Annotated in this window: 16 protein-coding genes; 8 read left to right on the top strand and 8 right to left on the bottom strand. The window is 73.0% G+C overall.

What is annotated here, in order from left to right:
* Nucleotides 1-164 precede the first annotated feature (164 nt).
* Nucleotides 165-1,223: an NlpC/P60 family protein gene (locus F8R89_RS21505; RefSeq protein ID WP_151785461.1), complete on the top strand. Its 1,059-nt coding sequence runs from the start codon at nucleotides 165-167 to the stop codon at nucleotides 1,221-1,223.
* A 15-nt stretch (nucleotides 1,224-1,238) separates the two neighbouring features.
* Here F8R89_RS21505 and F8R89_RS21500 read toward each other — a convergent pair whose 3' ends face one another.
* Both F8R89_RS21500 and F8R89_RS21495 read right to left on the bottom strand, forming a co-directional pair.
* Entirely contained in the window at nucleotides 1,239-1,958 is a 720-nt protein-coding gene (locus F8R89_RS21500) for a LuxR C-terminal-related transcriptional regulator (protein ID WP_151785460.1), read from the bottom strand.
* A complete protein-coding gene (locus tag F8R89_RS21495; protein ID WP_151785459.1) occupies nucleotides 1,955-3,244 on the bottom strand; it encodes an ATP-binding protein in 1,290 nt (429 codons plus the stop codon). Before F8R89_RS21495 ends, F8R89_RS21500 begins: the two co-directional genes overlap by 4 nt.
* Before the next feature lie 178 nt (nucleotides 3,245-3,422).
* On the opposite strand from F8R89_RS21495, the gene F8R89_RS21490 reads away from it, so the two are divergent.
* Together F8R89_RS21490 and F8R89_RS21485 are read left to right on the top strand one after the other, a co-directional pair.
* The gene (locus tag F8R89_RS21490) at nucleotides 3,423-4,865 is read left to right on the top strand and encodes a PspC domain-containing protein (protein WP_151785458.1); all 1,443 of its coding nucleotides are present in this window, start codon (nucleotides 3,423-3,425) and stop codon (nucleotides 4,863-4,865) included.
* A complete protein-coding gene (locus F8R89_RS21485; RefSeq protein WP_151785457.1) occupies nucleotides 4,852-5,073 on the top strand; it encodes a hypothetical protein in 222 nt (73 codons plus the stop codon). The genes F8R89_RS21490 and F8R89_RS21485 overlap by 14 nt, the downstream gene beginning before the upstream one ends.
* Nucleotides 5,074-5,086: 13 nt before the next feature.
* Here F8R89_RS21485 and F8R89_RS21480 read toward each other — a convergent pair whose 3' ends face one another.
* Both F8R89_RS21480 and F8R89_RS21475 read right to left on the bottom strand, forming a co-directional pair.
* The gene (locus tag F8R89_RS21480) at nucleotides 5,087-5,593 is read right to left on the bottom strand and encodes a DoxX family protein (RefSeq protein WP_151785456.1); all 507 of its coding nucleotides are present in this window, start codon (nucleotides 5,591-5,593) and stop codon (nucleotides 5,087-5,089) included.
* A 153-nt stretch (nucleotides 5,594-5,746) separates the two neighbouring features.
* Complete coding sequence (locus F8R89_RS21475) at nucleotides 5,747-7,027, bottom strand: hypothetical protein (protein WP_151785455.1); 1,281 nt, start codon at nucleotides 7,025-7,027, stop codon at nucleotides 5,747-5,749.
* 222 nt (nucleotides 7,028-7,249) lie between these two features.
* Here F8R89_RS21475 and F8R89_RS21470 point away from each other — a divergent pair, with 222 nt between their 5' ends.
* Complete coding sequence (locus F8R89_RS21470; protein ID WP_151785454.1) at nucleotides 7,250-8,131, top strand: DUF4429 domain-containing protein; 882 nt, start codon at nucleotides 7,250-7,252, stop codon at nucleotides 8,129-8,131.
* A gap of 14 nt (nucleotides 8,132-8,145) precedes the next feature.
* Here F8R89_RS21470 and F8R89_RS21465 read toward each other — a convergent pair whose 3' ends face one another.
* The gene (locus F8R89_RS21465) at nucleotides 8,146-8,952 is read right to left on the bottom strand and encodes a class II aldolase/adducin family protein (protein ID WP_151785453.1); all 807 of its coding nucleotides are present in this window, start codon (nucleotides 8,950-8,952) and stop codon (nucleotides 8,146-8,148) included.
* 169 nt (nucleotides 8,953-9,121) lie between these two features.
* On the opposite strand from F8R89_RS21465, the gene F8R89_RS21460 reads away from it, so the two are divergent.
* Together F8R89_RS21460 and F8R89_RS21455 are read left to right on the top strand one after the other, a co-directional pair.
* Entirely contained in the window at nucleotides 9,122-9,748 is a 627-nt protein-coding gene (locus tag F8R89_RS21460; protein WP_151785452.1) for a hypothetical protein, read from the top strand.
* Nucleotides 9,749-9,847: 99 nt separating this feature from the next.
* Complete coding sequence (locus tag F8R89_RS21455) at nucleotides 9,848-10,321, top strand: pyridoxamine 5'-phosphate oxidase family protein (RefSeq protein WP_151785451.1); 474 nt, start codon at nucleotides 9,848-9,850, stop codon at nucleotides 10,319-10,321.
* An 18-nt stretch (nucleotides 10,322-10,339) separates the two neighbouring features.
* On the opposite strand, the gene guaA is transcribed toward F8R89_RS21455, so the two are convergent.
* Nucleotides 10,340-11,917, bottom strand: a complete 1,578-nt coding sequence (gene guaA, locus F8R89_RS21450) for a glutamine-hydrolyzing GMP synthase (protein ID WP_151785450.1) — start codon at nucleotides 11,915-11,917, stop codon at nucleotides 10,340-10,342.
* A gap of 316 nt (nucleotides 11,918-12,233) precedes the next feature.
* On the opposite strand from guaA, the gene F8R89_RS21445 reads away from it, so the two are divergent.
* Nucleotides 12,234-12,530, top strand: a complete 297-nt coding sequence (locus F8R89_RS21445) for a chorismate mutase (protein WP_151785449.1) — start codon at nucleotides 12,234-12,236, stop codon at nucleotides 12,528-12,530.
* A gap of 481 nt (nucleotides 12,531-13,011) precedes the next feature.
* Here F8R89_RS21445 and F8R89_RS21440 read toward each other — a convergent pair whose 3' ends face one another.
* Complete coding sequence (locus tag F8R89_RS21440; protein WP_151785448.1) at nucleotides 13,012-14,184, bottom strand: hypothetical protein; 1,173 nt, start codon at nucleotides 14,182-14,184, stop codon at nucleotides 13,012-13,014.
* Between the two features lie 239 nt (nucleotides 14,185-14,423).
* Between F8R89_RS21440 and F8R89_RS21435 the strand changes: the two genes are divergently transcribed.
* Entirely contained in the window at nucleotides 14,424-15,440 is a 1,017-nt protein-coding gene (locus tag F8R89_RS21435; RefSeq protein ID WP_151785447.1) for an LPXTG cell wall anchor domain-containing protein, read from the top strand.
* Between the two features lie 90 nt (nucleotides 15,441-15,530).
* Here F8R89_RS21435 and F8R89_RS21430 read toward each other — a convergent pair whose 3' ends face one another.
* Nucleotides 15,531-17,339 (bottom strand): GMC oxidoreductase, encoded by a 1,809-nt coding sequence (locus F8R89_RS21430; protein ID WP_151785446.1) that lies wholly within the window; start codon nucleotides 17,337-17,339, stop codon nucleotides 15,531-15,533.
* Nucleotides 17,340-17,375: the final 36 nt, after the last annotated feature.

The following is a 17,375-nucleotide window of genomic DNA, read 5'->3' as shown; positions in this document are numbered from 1 at the left end:
CGGCTTAGCGTCCTCCCCCAGGTGACCGGCTCCCCACCGCCGCCCGGGCCAGGGGCGGCCGTCGGTCACCACCGCCGAGAAAAGGTCCGGCGGCGGTCCGCTCCCCCTGTGCGGGTCGCCGCCGGACGCGCGAGTCCCCCCGTACGGAAGGACGTGCAGTCCACGTGGCAGCGCACCGGAAACCCCGCTCGAGAACGACCGCAGGCGGCGCGACCCGCACGGCGCGGACGGCCTGGACGATCGCGCTGGCGGGCGCGGCGACGGCGACGGGGTTCGACGGGACCGGGCACGCGGAGCCGCAGCTGACCCCGGCGCAGGTCAAGGCGAAGGTGGACAAGCTGTACCAGGAGGCGGAGGTCGCCACCGAGAAGTACAACGGGGCGCGGGAGAAGGCCGAGGCGGCCCGCAAGCGCATCCGCACGCTGCAGGACGAGGCCGCGCGCAAGACGCAGAAGCTCAACGCGGCCCGGGACGCCCTGGGTTCGATGGCGGCGGCCCAGTACCGGGACGGCGGCATGGACCCGGCGTTCCAGCTCGCGCTCTCCTCCGACCCGGACCGCTATCTGGACGGCGCGGAGTTCGCCGAGCGGGCCGGCCACCGGCAGGCGGCGTCCGTCGCCGAGGTCCGCCGGGAGCTGCGCGAGATCGAGCAACTGCGCGGCGCCGCACGCGTCGAGCTGAAGTCGCTGACGTCACGCCGGGCGGAACTGCGGCGGCACAAGAAGACGATCACCGGCAAGCTGGACGAGGCCCGCGCGCAGCTGGCGCGGCTGACCGGCGGTGAGCCCTCCCCGGGCGACCGCGCCGACCGCTCCGCCTCGGGTGACCGCACCGCCCTCGCCGCACCCGGGTCGGCGGCGGCGCAGGCCCCGAACGCACGGGCCGCGGCCGCCGTCTCGTACGCCTACAGCAAACTCGGCAGCCCCTACGTCTGGGGGGCGACCGGCCCGAACGCCTTCGACTGCTCGGGCCTGACGCAGGCCGCCTACCGCGCGGCCGGGGTCTCGCTGCCCCGGACGACCTACAGCCAGATCGGCGCGGGCCGCAGGGTCTCCCGCTCCGAACTGCTCCCCGGGGACCTGGTGTTCTTCTACTCCGGCATCAGCCACGTCGGCCTGTACATCGGCAACGGGCAGATGATCCACGCCCCCAACCCGTCGGCGCCGGTGCGGGTGGCCCCGCTCGACGAGATGCCGTTCGCGGGGGCCACCCGCGTGGCGTGACGGCCGGGGCCGGGGTCAGACCAGTCGCCGGGCCGTCGCCCACCGGGTCAGCTCGTGCCGGTTGGACAGCTGGAGCTTGCGCAGCACCGCCGAGACATGCGACTCGACGGTCTTGACGGAGATGAAGAGCTGCTTGGCGATCTCCTTGTACGCGTAGCCGCGCGCGATGAGGCGCAGCACCTCGCGCTCGCGCTGCGTGAGCCGGTCCAGGTCCTCGTCGACGGGCGGCGCGTCCGTCGACGCGAAGGCGTCCAGGACGAACCCGGCGAGCCGCGGCGAGAACACCGCGTCGCCGTCCTGGACGCGGAAGACCGAGTCGACCAGGTCGGTGCCGGTGATCGTCTTGGTGACGTAGCCGCGCGCGCCGCCCCGGATCACGCCGATGACGTCCTCGGCGGCGTCCGAGACGGACAGCGCGAGGAAGCGGACGGGCCGCTCGGCGTCCGCCATCAACGGGGCGCAGCGCCGCAGCACTTCGACACCGCCTCCGCCGGGCAGGTGCACGTCCAGGAGGACGACCTCGGGGCGGGTCGCGGTGATGACCGTGACCGCCTGGTCGACGTCGGCGGCCTCGCCGACGACCTCGACGCCGGTCTCCTCGGTCCGGCCGATCTCGGCCTGGACGCCGGTACGGAACATGCGGTGGTCGTCGACGAGGACCACGCGCACCCGCCGCTCCCCCGCGCTCCCCCCGGTGGACTCCACGGGCTCGCTCGCCTCGGTCGGGTCGCTCATGACGTCTTCTCCGCCCTCTCCATCTCCAGCTCGACCTCCGTGCCGCCGTCGGGCACCGCCCGCAGCCGGGCCGTGCCGCCGTTGCGCTCCATGCGGCCGATGATCGATTCTCTGACGCCCATGCGGTCGGCGGGTATCGCGTCCAGGTCGAAGCCCGGGCCGCGGTCCCGGACGGAGACGAAGACGGTCCTCCCCTCCACCTCCGCGTAGACCTGCACGGCGCCGCCCTCGCCACCGTACTTGGCGGCGTTCACCATCGCCTCGCGCGCGGCCTGCATCTGTGCGGCGGTCTTCTCGTCGAGGGGGCAGTCGCCGACGACGACGACCTCGATGGGGACGCCGTGCTTGTCCTCGACCTCCGCCGCGTTGCGCCGGACGGCGTCGGCGAGGTGCGTCGGTTCGTCCGCCTCGTCCTTGCCGGTGCCCTCGGGTTTGTACAGCCAGGTGCGCAGGTCGCGCTCCTGGGCGCGGGCGAGGCGGCGGACCTCGTTCGCGTTCTCCGCGTTGCGCTGGATCAGGGTCAGGGTGTGCAGCACCGAGTCGTGGACGTGGGCGGCGACCTCGGCGCGCTCCTGGGCGCGGATGCGCATCAGCCGCTCCTCGGAGAGGTCCTGGGTCATCCGCACCAGGTACGGGCCGGCGAGGAGCGTTATCCCGACCAGGACAGCGAGCGCGGCCTGGAGGATCGAGCCGAGGTGGGCGGCGGAGCCCTGGAGCACGAAGATGCCGGAGACGCCGGTCGTGACGAGGACGACGCCGGCGGCGGCGCGCAGCAGGGTCAGGGTGCGCCGGCGGCGGCCGACCTCCATCCAGCGGGCCCGGCGCGCGTTGTCCGCCTGGCGCCACACGAGGGCGACGCCCGCGCCGACGAGCACGGCGGGCAGGAGGTACGCCTTGGCGCCGTTGCCGACGTCCACGCTGCCGACGAAGACCACGGCCACCACGACCATGAGGAGCAGCGCGACGATCTGCCCCTTGTCCGGTTTGCGGGCGACGAGTCTGCGGCGGCCGTCGGCCGCGGTCTCCGTGGTGAACGCGGACGTGCGCTGCGCGCCGACGCCGCCGACGCCGAGCGGGACGAAGAACCAGAACGCGGCGTACAGCAGGGCGCCGAGGCCGTCCGCCATGAACAGGCCGACGAAGACGAGCCGCACCCAGATGACGGGCAGCCCGAGGTGCCCGGCGAGCCCCCGCGCCACGCCCCCGAGCCAGCGTCCGTCACTGCTGCGGTAGAGCTTGCGCGGAGGCCGCGGGTCGGCGAGTGGCGCTGCTGCGGCTTCCGGCATGCCATCGATGGTCACACGGGCGGCCCATCAGGGCATCAGGGTCGGCCCCCTAGACTCCCCTGATCTTCGGTCCGGGCCGGCTCGAACGCTTCCCCCGGCACCGCCTCGGGGCGATATCAGGGTCCGACCAGGGTCGTCCCGACTCCCGCCACGCGGACCCGCCCGTCACCATGGACCCATGACAGATCACCAGCACGCCGCGGACTCCGGGCCCGAGCCGGACGCCGTGCCCCCCGCGGGCACCGCGTCCGGCCGGGCGTCCACGGGTGCCGCGGGTGCCGCGCGTGAGGAACCGCGCGCCCGCACGGGCACGCGGGAGGCGGGGGGCGAGGCGGCGGACGCGGCCGCGGCGCCCGGGCCGCCGCACCGGTTCCGGCGGGACCGGCCGCACAAGATGCTGGCCGGGGTGTGCGCGGGTCTGGGACGGCAGTGCGACATGGACCCGGTGATCTTCCGGATCACCCTCGCCGTGCTCTCCGCGACCGGCGGCATCGGCCTGATCTTCTACGGCTTCGCCTGGCTCCTCGTCCCGTACGAGGACGAGGACGAGAACGAGGTGCGCAAGCTGCTCACCGGCCGCGTCGACGGGCACGCGCTGACGGCCGTGCTGTTCGCGCTGGTGGGCTGCGGTGTGTTCCTGACGATGCTGAAGAACGGCGGTGTGCTGGCCTTCGCCGTCGTCCTGTCGTTCCTCCTGGCGGGCGCCGGCTACTGGTCGCGGCATCGCGGCGCCCCCGACCCGGACCCGCTCGCCGCGCAGGCGGTGGCGGACGCCCCGCCGGAGGCGCAGGCGCCGCCGGTCCCGGCCGCCTACCCGTCCTGGTGGCGGGACCCGATCGTGAAGGACGGCACCCACGAGGGCGGCACCGGCTATCTGTGGGGTCCGCAGGACGCCCATGACCGGGACCTGGCGGCGGCCGCGAGCGGCGGCACCTGGAGCAGCCGGGAGCAGATACGGGCGCGCCGCCCGGCCCCGCCCCGGCCGCGCGGTCCCCGCCGGATCGGCGGCTGGGTGTTCCTGCTGGCCCTGGGCGCGGGGGCGGCGGGGACGGGCGGCACCTGGCACGACCAGCCGCTCGGCACCAGTCTGCAGACCGGACTGGCCTGTGCCCTGGCCGTGTTCGGCCTGGGCATCGCGCTCAGCGCGTTCCTGGGCCGTACGGGAGCGGGCACCGTCTTCCTCGCGGTCGTGACGGCGGGTCTGCTGGCCGCGTCGGCGGCCCTGCCGAAGGACATCGGCACCCGCTGGGTCGAGACGACGTGGCGTCCGGCGACGGTGGCGGACGTACGGCCCGAGTACGACCTGGGCACCGGTGTCGGCACCCTCGATCTGAGCGGGGTGGCGTTCGAGCCGGACGGCACGGTCGGCACGCGGGCCGACGTGGGCGTGGGCCGGCTGAAGGTGATCGTCCCGAAGGGGGTCACGGTGGAGCTGAGCGTGGACGTCGGCGTGGGCGACATCCAGTTGCCGGGCGACGACAGCCGGGACGTGGACGTGGCGCCGGGCAAGCACAAGGAGCTGACGCTGGAACCGGCGAAGGGCGTCAAGAACGCGGGCACGCTGGACCTCGACCTGAGCGTCGGGATCGGGCAGGCGGAGGTGAGCCGTGCTGCGTCATGAGTTCCAGCCGGGCCGGCTGGTCGCCGGTGGCTTCCTGACCGCCGCGGGCGCGGTCTTCGCGGGGGACGCGGCCGACGCCTGGGAGACGCCGTGGTTCGCGGTGATCCCGCTGGTGGTCGGGGGGCTGTTCCTGGCGGGCGCGGTCGGGCTGGTGGCCCGGGCCGCCCGTCGTCACCGCACCCCGCCGGGCCAGGCGTCCCGCCCCTGACCCGGGCGGGAGGTCACCGCAGTGCCAAGCGCTCCCGCCGGCGTGCGCGGAGGAGGGCGTCGAGGGAGAACACCGGCGCGCCCGCCAGCACGAGCGGCAGCCAGGCCATCAGATAGACCAGGTCGTTGCCGTAGTAGTAGGGGTCGGAGGCCCAGCTGACCGTGAGCCAGAGGCTCAGCGAGATCAGCGCGCCGCCCAGGGCCGCCAGCCGGGAGAGGAGTCCGACGAGGATGCCGAGCCCGACGGCCAGTTCACCGAAGGCGATGGCGTAGCCGAAGGCCACGGGGGCGTCGAGGGCCATGTCCACCATGGCCGGGATCGCCGCCGAGTCCCGCACGGCGCGCATCATGTCCCCGATGGACCCGGCCCCGGAGTCCTTGAGGAAGGCGCTGTCCGTCAGCTTGTCCAGTCCGGCGTAGACGAACGTGACGCCGAGGAAGACGCGGAGCGGAAGCAGTGCGTAGCGGGTGGCCGTCTCCCGCCATCCGCCGGAGGTACCCGTGTGCGTTCCGTACGTCATCGCCCGTCGCCGCCTCTCGCCCGCCGTGATCCCCCGCCCGACCATACGGAGGGAACTGCCGCAGCGCTCAGCCGCGCGGCACCCCGGCATTCTCCGCCGCATCCTGTCCAAACTTCAATCACTGGACACGGTCAAGTGGCCGGACGGCACCGGTCAGTCGGTGACGTCGATGGCGTAGCGGTTGGTCTCCACGCCGGCCGCGGTCACCACCTGCACCTCGGCCCGGCCCGGCTCCACGTCGGCGGGCACCGGGACCGTGAGCACGGTGTCGGTCGGGTTGCTGAACCCACCGCTCACCGGGACCAGCGGCACATGCACGTGCACCGCCCCGATGCGGACGACCATCCGCGCCAGCCGGTCGGCCCGCTGCGCGCCCGGCGGCACGAACCCGGCACCCCGGATCTCGATGTCGTCGCCGGTGCGGATCGGGGCGTCGAGGTCCCCGGCCTCCCGCGCCCGCACCACGGAGAGGATCACCGGGCGGCCGCCCTCCGCGTACTTCCCGGCCAGATAGGTCGCCGCCGAGATCAGCACGACGACCGCGAGACCCCAGGGCAGGTCGGGCAGCTGGTCGGGCCGCCGCCCCAGCCGGACCGCGGCGAACAGCAGGGCCACGGCACCGATCACCATGTACTGGATGTCGGCGAACGTCCCCCGCCCCGAGTCGTCCGTCAGCAGGTCGGCGGCCCGGGGCCGGTCCGCGGGCACCTTCTGCAGCCGCTGCCCGAGGACCCGGACCCCGACGACCCGCCGCACCAGCACCGCGATCCCGCACACCACGGCGAGCACGGTCACCACCCCGGCGCCGCGCCGCAGTTCGAGCCCCTCGATCAGCGCGTCGCGCTCCGCGTGGCCCGACGCGGCGGCGAGCCGCCCGGCCAGGACGAGCACGGCGTACGCCACGAAGAGGACCCAGGCCCCGGCGACGGCACGCGAGGTGGACAGCCGGTTGTCCTCGCCGATGACCGGCGCCAGGGCGCCGCCACGCGCCCGGTGGAACCAGGACGCCGCCGTGAGCGCCGCCGCCGTCACGACCGCCGCGAGCAGCCCGGCCGTACGGGCCGCCGTCCAGCCCGCGCCGATCGCCGTGAGCGCCTGCGCCAGGAGCAGCGCCACGACCAGTCCCCAGACGGTGCAGGCGGTACGCCACCACAGGCGCCCCAGCCAGGCCTCGCCCTCGGCCCGGCCGCGTTCGGCGACCTGTTCCGCGGACTGCGTCAGCTCCTCGGACACCCACTGGCGGGACGCCGAGGCCGAGTGGGCCACGGCCGCCGGGAGCCCCTGCCCGGCGGCGAACTCGTCCCGCTTCACCAGGAATTCGGCCACCGCCCGCCGGTGTCCCGCACGCGCCCCGTGCGGGCAGTCCCCGCACGTGCAGCCACCCCCGTGCGGGCGCTCCACCGCGCCGCTCCGCCCAGCCTCCTGCACCGCCACGCCCGACGCCCGCCTTCCCGACGACCTGATGCCCCGCCCGCCCTGCGGCGCCACGGGTGTTCCCGGGAGACCCGAGCCGCCGCGCCCGGCCCGCAACTCCCGTCCGATGACGACGAATTGTGCCGTACTCCCCCCGCCACCCACCCACCGCCCACCCGACGGGCCCGGTCGGGACGGGTGAGCGCGGTCCCGGTGTGTTGACCCGGCTGCGAGAATTCCCATATGGCCGAGATCAGCCAGCGTGACGGGACCTGGGCCTTCGACGGCACCACCGTCCGGATCACGCCGGGCCTCCACCGTTCCGTGCCGCTGTTCCGGCGGACGTACGGCGAGATCGCCGTGCCCCTGGAGGCGGTCGCGGGCGTCGCGTTCGAACCGGACCGCAGGCGGGGCCGGCTGCGGATGCGGCTGCGCGAGGGGGCCGATCCGCTGCTGCAGGCGACCGGGGGCCGGCTGCCGGACGCCTCGGACCCGTACCGGCTGGCGGTGGACACCGACCGGACGGGGACGGCCGCGTATCTCGCCGAGGAGATCCGCGGCGCGCTGCTGCTGGACCGGGTGCCGAAGGAGCCGGTCGCGGCCTATCTGCTGCCGGGCCCCGCGGTGCCGGTCTCCGTGCGCTCGTCGGACGGCACGGTCTCCTTCGACGGCGGCCGGGTGCGCATCGACTGGTCGGACGCCTCGGAGCGGGTCAAACGGGCGGCGGGCCCGCGCGTCATCGACGTCGACGACCTGGTGCGGGTCGAGTGGGTGCCCAACTCCGGCTCCGGGGACGGCTGTCTGCGCTTCGTGACCCGTCAGACGGTGTTCTCCGCCCTGCCGCCGGATAAGGACCCGTACGCCCTCGATCTGTGGGGCAGCGCGCGCCGCGATCTGCTCACCGCGCTGGTGGCCACGGCGGTCACGGCACGCCTGCCGCATCCGTCCACGCGGCCGGGCACGGCTCCCCCGGCCGGCGGAACGCTGCCCGCGGTCCCGGCGCCGCCCGGCCATCACGACGTCCTGCTGCGCCGGCTGCGCGAGTTGGGCGACCTGCACCGCGAGGGCGTGCTCACGGACGAGGAGTTCGCGCGGACGAAGGCGGCGGTGCTGCGCGGGTTCTGACCGCCGGGCCCTCGTCAGCTCAGCAGATCGGGTTCGCCCCGGGTGATGTCCTGCCACATCGGCTGGTAGTTGATCCAGGCCACCAGGTCGCCGCCCAGCTGTTCGCGGGTGGCGACGGCCATCCGGTGGTCGATCAGGACCGGCCGGCCCGCGGCCCGGGCCGTCAGCTGCACCTGGCAGGAGCGCTCCATGGACAGGAACCACCAGGCGGCCGCGTCCACCGAGTCGCCGACGGTGAGCAGGCCGTGGTTGCGCAGCACGAGGGCCTTGTGGGAGCCGAGGGCGGCGGCGATCCGGCGCCCCTCGGCCGCGTCGACGGCGACGCCGCTGTAGGCGTCGTAGAGCGCGTGGTCCTCGTAGAAGGCGCAGCTCTCCTGGGTGATCGGGTCGAGCAGCTCGCCCAGCGCCGCGAGGGCCCGGCCGTGCACGGAGTGGCAGTGGGCGACGGCGACGACGTCCGGGCGGGCGGCGTGGACCTGGGAGTGCACCGTGAACGCGGCCTGGTTGACGTGGTAGCGGCCCTCGACGACCTGGCCGTCGGAGTTGGCGAGGACGAGGTCGCTCACGGTGACATGGCCGAAGGGCAGCCCGAACGGGTTGACCCAGAAGCAGTCGGTGAACTCGGGGTCGCGTGCGGTGATGTGTCCGGAGACACCGTCCTCGAAGCCCATCCTGCCGAAGATCCGCAGCGCCCCGGCGAGCCGTTCCTTGCGGTGCCGGCGCTCGTCCTCGACGGACTCGTGCATCGGCGGCATGGCGAACCGCAACTGATCGGTGGGCAGCGGCGGGGGCGGAGTGGGCCCGGCGGGCGTCCCGTGCATGAGTCCTCCGGCACTGTGGGGTCGTACGGGGCGGAAGGTACCTCCGGTCGGCGTGGGGACAACAGGGCCGCGAGGTAACGATGCCGTGCACAACCCTTTCGTGACACCGGTGGTCTGTGCTCCGGAACGACCCACCCACCGATCGATTTCAGTCACACCGGAGTCCCCGTTGAGCGCTGCCGAACGTCATCTCAAGTACCTCATGCGCCTGATCTCGAACCAGGACGACGTCGAACTGGTCACGCCCGCCTCGGACCGCAAGAGCGCCGGCGCGCTGGTGTACGTGGCCGAGTGCTTCGGCTTCCGGTACAGCGGGGTCCGGCTCGTGGGCCGGTACAAGAACCTGCACGTACGGCTCGTGCGCTCCACGGACCCGGCGGACCGGCAGCGCGCGGCGGCCAACCTCGCCGCGTTCCCCGGCGTCGGCCAGGGCGGGAACGTGCCGGGCATGTACCAGGCGTCGCTCACCCCGGTCCCCGAGGCGCAGGCGGACGTGGCCCTGCTCAACGAGCTGATCATGTACGACGCGCTGGTGCAGGCCGGCAACCGCAGGCAGTTGCTGGGGATGGCCTGGGCCTCGGGCGGTGTCCTCCTGCTGCTCGCGCTGGTGACCGCCGCGTACGCCGTGCTGCTGCCGCTGGCCATGCTGATGCCGGCCATGCTGGTCGGGGCGCTGCGGATCAACGCCGCCCGCCGGGCGAAGATCGCCGAGCGGCTGACGGCGGCGGGCTGCGCCAGGGTCCAGGACGACGCGGGCCGGGACCGCTACGTACGCCCGGTCCCCCAGACCGGCTGACCGCACCCGGCGGCCGGGCTCCGCGAACCGGATGACATCCCCCGCCCATCCGGCGAAACCGGACAGAGGATGTCGGGTATGGCCGTCAGACTCGGCGGCATGACAGCGAACTGGTCCGCCTTCGCCGCCGCCGATCCCGGCTTCGCCCGGCTCGTCGAGGAGCGCTTCGGCGCGTTCACGCACCACGTCCTGGCCACCCTGCGCCGGGACGGCTCCCCGCGCACCTCCGGCCTGGAGGTCCGCTTCCTGGACGGCGAGCTGTGGCTCGGCATGATGCCGGACTCGCTCAAGGCCCTCGATCTGCGCCGCGACCCGCGCTTCGCGCTCCAGGCGAACCCCGGGGAGGGGCAGTCCATGGGCGGCGGCGACGTACGGATCGCGGGGCGCGCCATCGAGGTGGCGGACCCGGCGCGCAAGGCCGCGTACGCGGAAGAGGTGGAACCGCCGGAGCCGTTCCACCTCTTCCGCACCGAGCTGACGGAGGTCGTGCGGACCTCCGTGGAGGACGAGAAGTACCTCGTCGTCCGGATCTGGAAGCCCGGTCAGCCGGTGCGCACGATCAAGCGCACCTAGGGCGCGGGGAGCGTAGCGTCACTCCCACTCGATGGTGCCCGGCGGCTTCGAGGTGACGTCGAGGACGACGCGGTTGACGTCCTTGACCTCGTTGGTGATGCGCGTGGAGATCTTCGCGAGGACGTCGTACGGCAGCCGCGACCAGTCGGCGGTCATGGCGTCCTCGGAGGACACCGGGCGCAGCACGATCGGGTGGCCGTAGGTGCGGCCGTCGCCCTGGACGCCGACGCTGCGGACGTCCGCGAGCAGGACGACCGGGCACTGCCAGATGTCGCGGTCGAGGCCGGCCGCGGTCAGCTCCTCGCGGGCGATGGCGTCGGCCTCGCGCAGCAGGTCCAGGCGCTCCTTGGTGACCTCGCCGACGATGCGGATGCCGAGGCCGGGGCCCGGGAAGGGCTGGCGCTGGACGATCTCCTCCGGCAGGCCGAGTTCCTGGCCGACCATGCGGACCTCGTCCTTGAACAGCTGGCGCAGCGGCTCGACCAGTTCGAACTCGATGTCGTCCGGGAGCCCGCCCACGTTGTGGTGGGACTTGATGTTGGCCGTGCCCGTGCCGCCACCGGACTCGACGATGTCCGGGTAGAGCGTGCCCTGCACGAGGAACGCGACCTCGGGGCCGTCCTCCTGCATGATCTCCAGCTGCGCCTGCTCGAAGACGCGGATGAACTCGCGGCCGATGATCTTGCGCTTCTCCTCGGGGTCGGAGACCCCGGCGAGCGCCTTCAGGAACCGCTCCTCGGCGTCGACGACCTTCAGCTGCACGCCGGTCGCGGCGACGAAGTCCTTCTCGACCTGCTCGGTCTCGCCCTTGCGCATCAGGCCGTGGTCGACGTAGACACAGGTCAGCTGGGAGCCGATGGCCTTCTGGACCAGCGCCGCCGCCACGGCGGAGTCGACGCCGCCGGACAGGCCGCAGATGGCGCGCTTGTCGCCGACCTGCTCACGGATCGCGGCGACCTGCTCGTCGATGACGTTGCCGGTGGTCCAGTCGGGCTTCAGGCCGGCGCCCCGGTACAGGAAGTGCTCCAGCACCTGCTGGCCGTGCGTGGAGTGCATGACCTCGGGGTGGTACTGGACGCCGTAGAGCTTCTTGTCGTCGTTCTCGAAGGCGGCGACCGGGACGACACCGGTGGAGGCCGTCACCACGAAGCCCTCGGGGGCGGCGGAGCAGGCGTCGCCGTGGGACATCCACACGTGCTGCTCGGCCGGGGTGCCCTCGAAGAGGGTGGAGGACGGCTTGGAGACCCGCAGGTCGGTACGGCCGTACTCGCGGGCGCCGGTGTTGTCCACGGTGCCGCCGAGGACCTGCGCCATCAGCTGGAAGCCGTAGCACATGCCGAAGACCGGGACACCGGCCTCGAACAGCTCACGGTCGAGGCGGGGGGCGCCCTCCGCGTACACGGACGAGGGGCCGCCGGAGAGGATGATCGCCGCCGGGTTCTTGGCGAGCATCTCGGCGACCGGCATGGTGCTCGGCACGATCTCGCTGTAGACCCGGGCCTCGCGGACACGACGGGCGATGAGCTGGGCGTACTGCGCACCGAAGTCGACGACCAGGACGGTGTCGGGGGCGGCGGCGGGGTTCGCTGATGACACGGGTTGCCTTCCGGCGGTGAGCGAGGTGTGTGTGCGCCCGAGTCTACCGGGCGTCGCGCGGCCGCCCCGGGGCCGAAGCCCGTCTCACGATGCGAACCGGCTTGGACACCCTCGGCGAGCGCGGCATACTGGCGGCATGCTCACGCACCCGACCTTCCTGTTTACCTATGGCATCCGGCCCGCCGGCTGCCATGGTCGTGCTGCTTGAGCAACTGACAAGCGACTTCCCAGGCGCCCCGGGCCGACAAGGCCCGGGGCGTCTGCCGTCTCCGGGTCCTGCCGCTCCGGGGCACCTCCCACCGACGAGGAGCCCCCGATGACCGCCACGCACGTGACCCCCACCGAGGTGACCGGCGCCCGCACCCCCGAGGCCGCGGACGTGATCACCGGTGCCCGTGAACGCATCGACGCCCTGGACGACCGGATCATCGGGCTGATCCAGGAACGCATGGCCGTGTCGGCCGTCATCCAGGAGGCCCGGATCACCTCCGGCGGCCGGCGGGTGAACCTGTCCCGCGAGATGGAGATCCTCGGCCACTACAGCGAGGCGCTGGGCAAGCCGGGGACGGCCCTCGCGATGACGCTGCTCGAACTGTGTCGCGGTCGCATCTGAGTTCGGCACCCCTCTCACCCGGTCGGAGCGTGACGCCGCCCGGACCGCTTCGTTGGTACCGGTGTCCGTGCCAGCCAGGGGCGGGCCCGAATGAACCACGCGTGGCTCGCCGGAGCGTTGTGGTGTACGGATCGCCGTACGCCGTGGGACCTCGCTCCGGGTGAGTGACCGGACGGCAGGGGACAGCAGCCCGGTCACCCAAGAGAACGGCCGGCTCCGGGGACGCCCGGGGCCGGCCGGCGGAAACACCGACGGAGTACGGGGCGGGCCCCAGCGGTTGCCGCGCCCCGGCCCGTCCCGCACGATGCGAGAGACCCTTTCGGCGGCGCACTCCCCCGGCGCCGCTCCCCCAGGCACCGGCGCGCCCTGACGCTGGTGCTGACCACAGAAGGGCCCCGCGGCCCCGCACCGCGGGGCCCTTCTCATGCCCCGGGCCGCTCTCGTGCCCGCGGCCGCTCTCATGCCCGCGGCCACGAGGGCGTCAGGTGCGGCTGACGACCCGGCACTCCTCGTGCCGGTCCTCGGTGATCTTCTTGCTGCGGTCGTACGGGTCCGTCGTCGGGCCGGTGGGGGCCTCGCCGACGGGCGGTCCCGAGTCGAACTGCGGGTGCAGATAGCCGTCGTAGGAGTCGCAGGCCGAGTTGCCGATCTCCTGGTCGTAGCGCACGACGGCGATCTTCCCCGGGGTGACCCGGTACCGGGCGGGATCGGAGACCTCGACCTCGAGGGCGCGCCGGACGATGGTGCGGGCCACCTCGTCGGAGCCCTCGCGGACCAGCGGGTAGACGAAGGTGTAGTCGGCGTGCACGACGACGGAGGCGTGCTCGCCCTTCTCGAAGGTCATGCGCCCGCGCGTCTTCACGACGTCCCCGGCGAGCTTCACCTCGTGCGGGTCGAAGCGGCTGAACATCCAGAGCGGGTCGTGCTTCTCGTCCGGCTTGCGCAGCGCGGTGGTCAGCAGGTCGAGCAGGTCCTTCTGGCGCGGCTCGATGACGCCGAGCGCGGTCTCGGGGCGCTCGCCGCGCAGGGTGGCCGGGTCGAGGTTGGCGTCGACGAGGAGCTTGCGGGTCTGGCGCAGTGCCTGTTCCACCTGGGCCTTCGACAGGCTGCCGACGGGGGTGGCCTGCGGCGTGGTGATGCCGGCCTCGCCGTCCGCCCAGCGCGCCGCGGGCGATCCGGCGAAGGGCCGGGCCAGGGTCGGGGTGTCCGGGTCGGCCGAGGCGGGCGGGGCCGTGGGCGCGGCGGTCTCGGCGGGCAGCGGCGAGGGGGTGGCGGTCTCCCGGACCGGGGAGGCGGCGGTGCCGAAGGGGTCGCCGGGGATCAGGGAGGGCCGTACGGCGACGACGGCCACGGCGACGGCGAGCGGCACCCCGAGGATCGCCCACAGCCGGCGGCGCCGGGTGGCGGTCCCGTTCATCTCCTGCCAGGCGGGACCGGTGCGCCACCCGGGAGGCAGCTCACCGCGGGCGTCCTGCCGGCGCAGCCGCTCGGTGACCATCCGGGCCCGCGCGGACGGCTCCTTCGGGGCGGAGGAGCGGTCGCGTCCGGCGTCCTGGAGGAACTTCTGCAGCTCCTCGTCGGAGAAGGACGGCGTGGAGGGCTGTGCCTCGTCGTCGGATGCGGAGGGGGTCCCGTCGGACGGTCTGCCGGCCATGGCGATGTGAACGCTTTCTCTCGAACTCCGGTACGGGCGCCGAGAGTACGGCAGGGAGACGGTCCATGATCCAGCGGATGTGACCCAAGCCACATAAATATTCTGTCAGGTCACGCACAACCTTTCCCGGCCCTCGGTGATCAAAGTCTGCGAACCAAGGGCCACACCCGCGCCCCACACGCGGAGGCCTCCCGATACCTGTGCCGCGTCCGGCGGCACAACGGACTTTCGAGGTCTTCATGAAGCTTCGCCGTGCCCTGGCCGCCGCAGCGACGACGGCGGTCATAGCACCGATCGCCCTGCTGTCCGCGCCGGCCGCGTTCGCCACGGACGAGACCACCGCCCCGGCCACCTCGGAGACCACGCCGGCCGCCGGCGACACGACGCCTCCGGCCGACGAGGAGACGACGACTCCGGCGGACGAGGAGACGACGGCCCCGGCCGACGACGAGACGACCGCTCCCGACGACGAGACGACGGCTCCCGACGACAGCACCACCGCTCCGGCGCCGAGCACCTCGGCCACCGACTCCGCGAGCCCGTCGCCGAGCACCTCCAGCCCCGAGGAGACGGAGGAGCCCGACCCCGAGGAGTCCGTCTGTGAGGACACCAAGGTCGACGTCAGCATCTCGGGTCTGCCGGGCAAGATCAGCGCGGGCAGCGGCTGGCACAAGTTCTCGCTGAGCGTGCTCAACACCTCGGACTCCACGCTCGAGGACCTCGACTTCTTCGCCGGGGCGTCGTCCGACGCGGACGGCATGGACCTGTTCAAGAGCAAGCAGGTCGAGATCCAGGCCTGGGACCCCGAGGACGAGGTCTGGGTGACCCTCGACGAGGACGGCTACGCCGTCGGCTACGTCGGTTACACGGACGAGCTCAAGCCCGACTACGTGGTCGACATCCCGATGCGGGTCAACGTGAAGTCCAGCGCCCCCGCGGGTGCCGGCTTCACGCTCGGCGCCACCATCTACGGCGACACCGACGGCGACTGCGTCGGCTTCGGCGACGTCGCGTACAAGTACCAGATCGTGGCCGCCGGCACGGACACGGACGGCACGAAGCCGCAGGAAGGCGGCAAGGCCCCCGTCACGGACGAGAAGCCGGGCAGCGACACCCCGCAGGTCACCGGCAGCCTCGCCGAGACCGGGTCCAGCTCTCAGCTGCCCGTCATCGGCACGGTCGGCGGTGTCGCGATCCTCGCCGGTGCCGGCGTGATGTTCGCGATGAAGCGTCGTCGGAGCGGTGCCGAGGCCTGAGCCTTTGCCGCCTGACGCACCACACGGAAGGACCTGCGCTCGGAGGGGGGCGCAGGTCCTTCCGTGTTTTCCGTGTCCGCGACGTGTCCGCTACTTCTTCGGCGGCACCGCCGGCATCCCCAGGAACGGCAGCTTCAGCGCGCCGAACGCCTCCGCCGGCACCACCGGCGCCTGCGGCTCGACCGGCTTCAGCCGCTCGTAGGCCGCGCCCTGCGCCGGACGCGGGTCCGCCTCGCCCTTGTTGGGCCAGAAGGACATGGCCCGCTCGGCCTGCGCGGTGATCGTCAGCGACGGGTTCACGCCCAGGTTGGCGGAGACCGCCGCCCCGTCGACGACCGAGATCCCGGGGTGCCCGTACAGCCGGTGGTACGGGTCGATCACACCGGTCTCCGGGGAGTCCCCGATCGGGCAGCCGCCGAGGAAGTGCGCGGTGAGCGGGGTGCCCATCAGCTCGCCGACATTGGAGCCGGGGAAGCCGTTGATGTCGGCGGCGATGACGGAGGCGGCCTCCGAAGCGGCCTTGATCTGCTTGGGGTTGGGGGCGCCATGGCCCTGCCGCGCGGTCAGCAGCCCCTTGCCCACGCCGTCCGGCTTCAGATACGTCGTCAGCGAGTTGTCCAGCGACTGCATCACGAGCCCGATGATGGTCCGCTCCGACCAGCGCCGGTTGGACAGCGAGCGCAGCACCAGCAGCGGGTGCCGGGCCGCGTTGGCCAGCCAGGCGCCGACGCGGGACCTGCCCTCGGCGTAGGGGACCTGGAGGATGGACAGGCCGCCCATCGAGTTGGAGCCCTTGCCGTAGCGGACCGGTTCGATGTGGGTGTTCTCGTCCGGGTGGATGGACGAGGTGATGGCGACACCCCGGGTGAAGTCGACCTTGGGGGCGCCGGTCAGCTTGCGGTAGCGCCGGCTGTCGGTCTGCGCGCCCACCAGCGCCTCGGAGTTGGTGCGGGTCAGCTCGCCGAGCTTGGCGGAGAGGTGCGGCAGCTGGCCGCCGGCCTTCATGCGGTGCAGCAGGGTCTGTGTGCCGTAGGTGCCGGCCGCGATGACGACCCGGCGGGCCTTGAACAGCCGCCCCTCGCCCTTCTTCCGCCGGTCGGTCGGCACGGTGGCGATCGCGTAGCCGCCCTGGGAGTCGTCGGTGACCGAGACGACCGTGGTCAGCGGGTGCACGACCGCGCCCGCCTTCTCGGCCAGGTACAGGTAGTTCTCGTTGAGGGTGTTCTTCGCGCCGTGCCGGCAGCCCGTCATGCACTCGCCGCACTCCGTGCAGGCCCGCCGGGACGGTCCCGTGCCGCCGAAGTACGGGTCGGCGACCTCCTCGCCGGGGCGTGCCTTCGCCGTGCCCTCGGCGTCCTTGCCGTCGCCGAAGAACACGCCGACCGGCGCCATGTGGAAGGTGTCGCCGACGCCCATCTTCTCGGCGGCCGCCTTGAGGTGCACGTCGGAGGGGGTCATCGTCGGGTTCAGCCGGACGCCGAGCATGCGCTGGGCCTGGTCGTAGTACGGCTTCAGCTCCTGCTCCCAGTCCGTGATGTCACGCCACTGGGGGTCCTCGAAGAACGGCTTCGGCGGGATGTACAGCGTGTTGGCGTAGTTGAGGGAGCCGCCGCCGACGCCCGCGCCCGCCAGCACCATCACGTTGCCGAGCAGATGGATGCGCTGGATGCCGTACATGCCGAGCTTGGGGGCCCAGAGGTAGTTCTTCAGGTCCCAGGAGTTCTTGGGCAGGGTCTGACGGGTCCAGCGGCGGCCGGCCTCCAGGACGCCGACGCGGTAGCCCTTCTCGGTCAGGCGCAGCGCCGTGACCGAGCCGCCGAACCCGGACCCGACGACGATGACGTCGTAGTCGTACCCGGAACCGTCGTCCTGCGCGGGGGCGGAGTTCTCCTGTGACACGTGCTCTCCTCGTCGAAAGCGGTGGTGCGGTGGCCT

It is taken from the genome of Streptomyces sp. SS1-1 (assembly GCF_008973465.1).
Taxonomy (GTDB): domain Bacteria; phylum Actinomycetota; class Actinomycetes; order Streptomycetales; family Streptomycetaceae; genus Streptomyces.
This window is presented reverse-complemented; position numbering and strand designations above follow the sequence as displayed.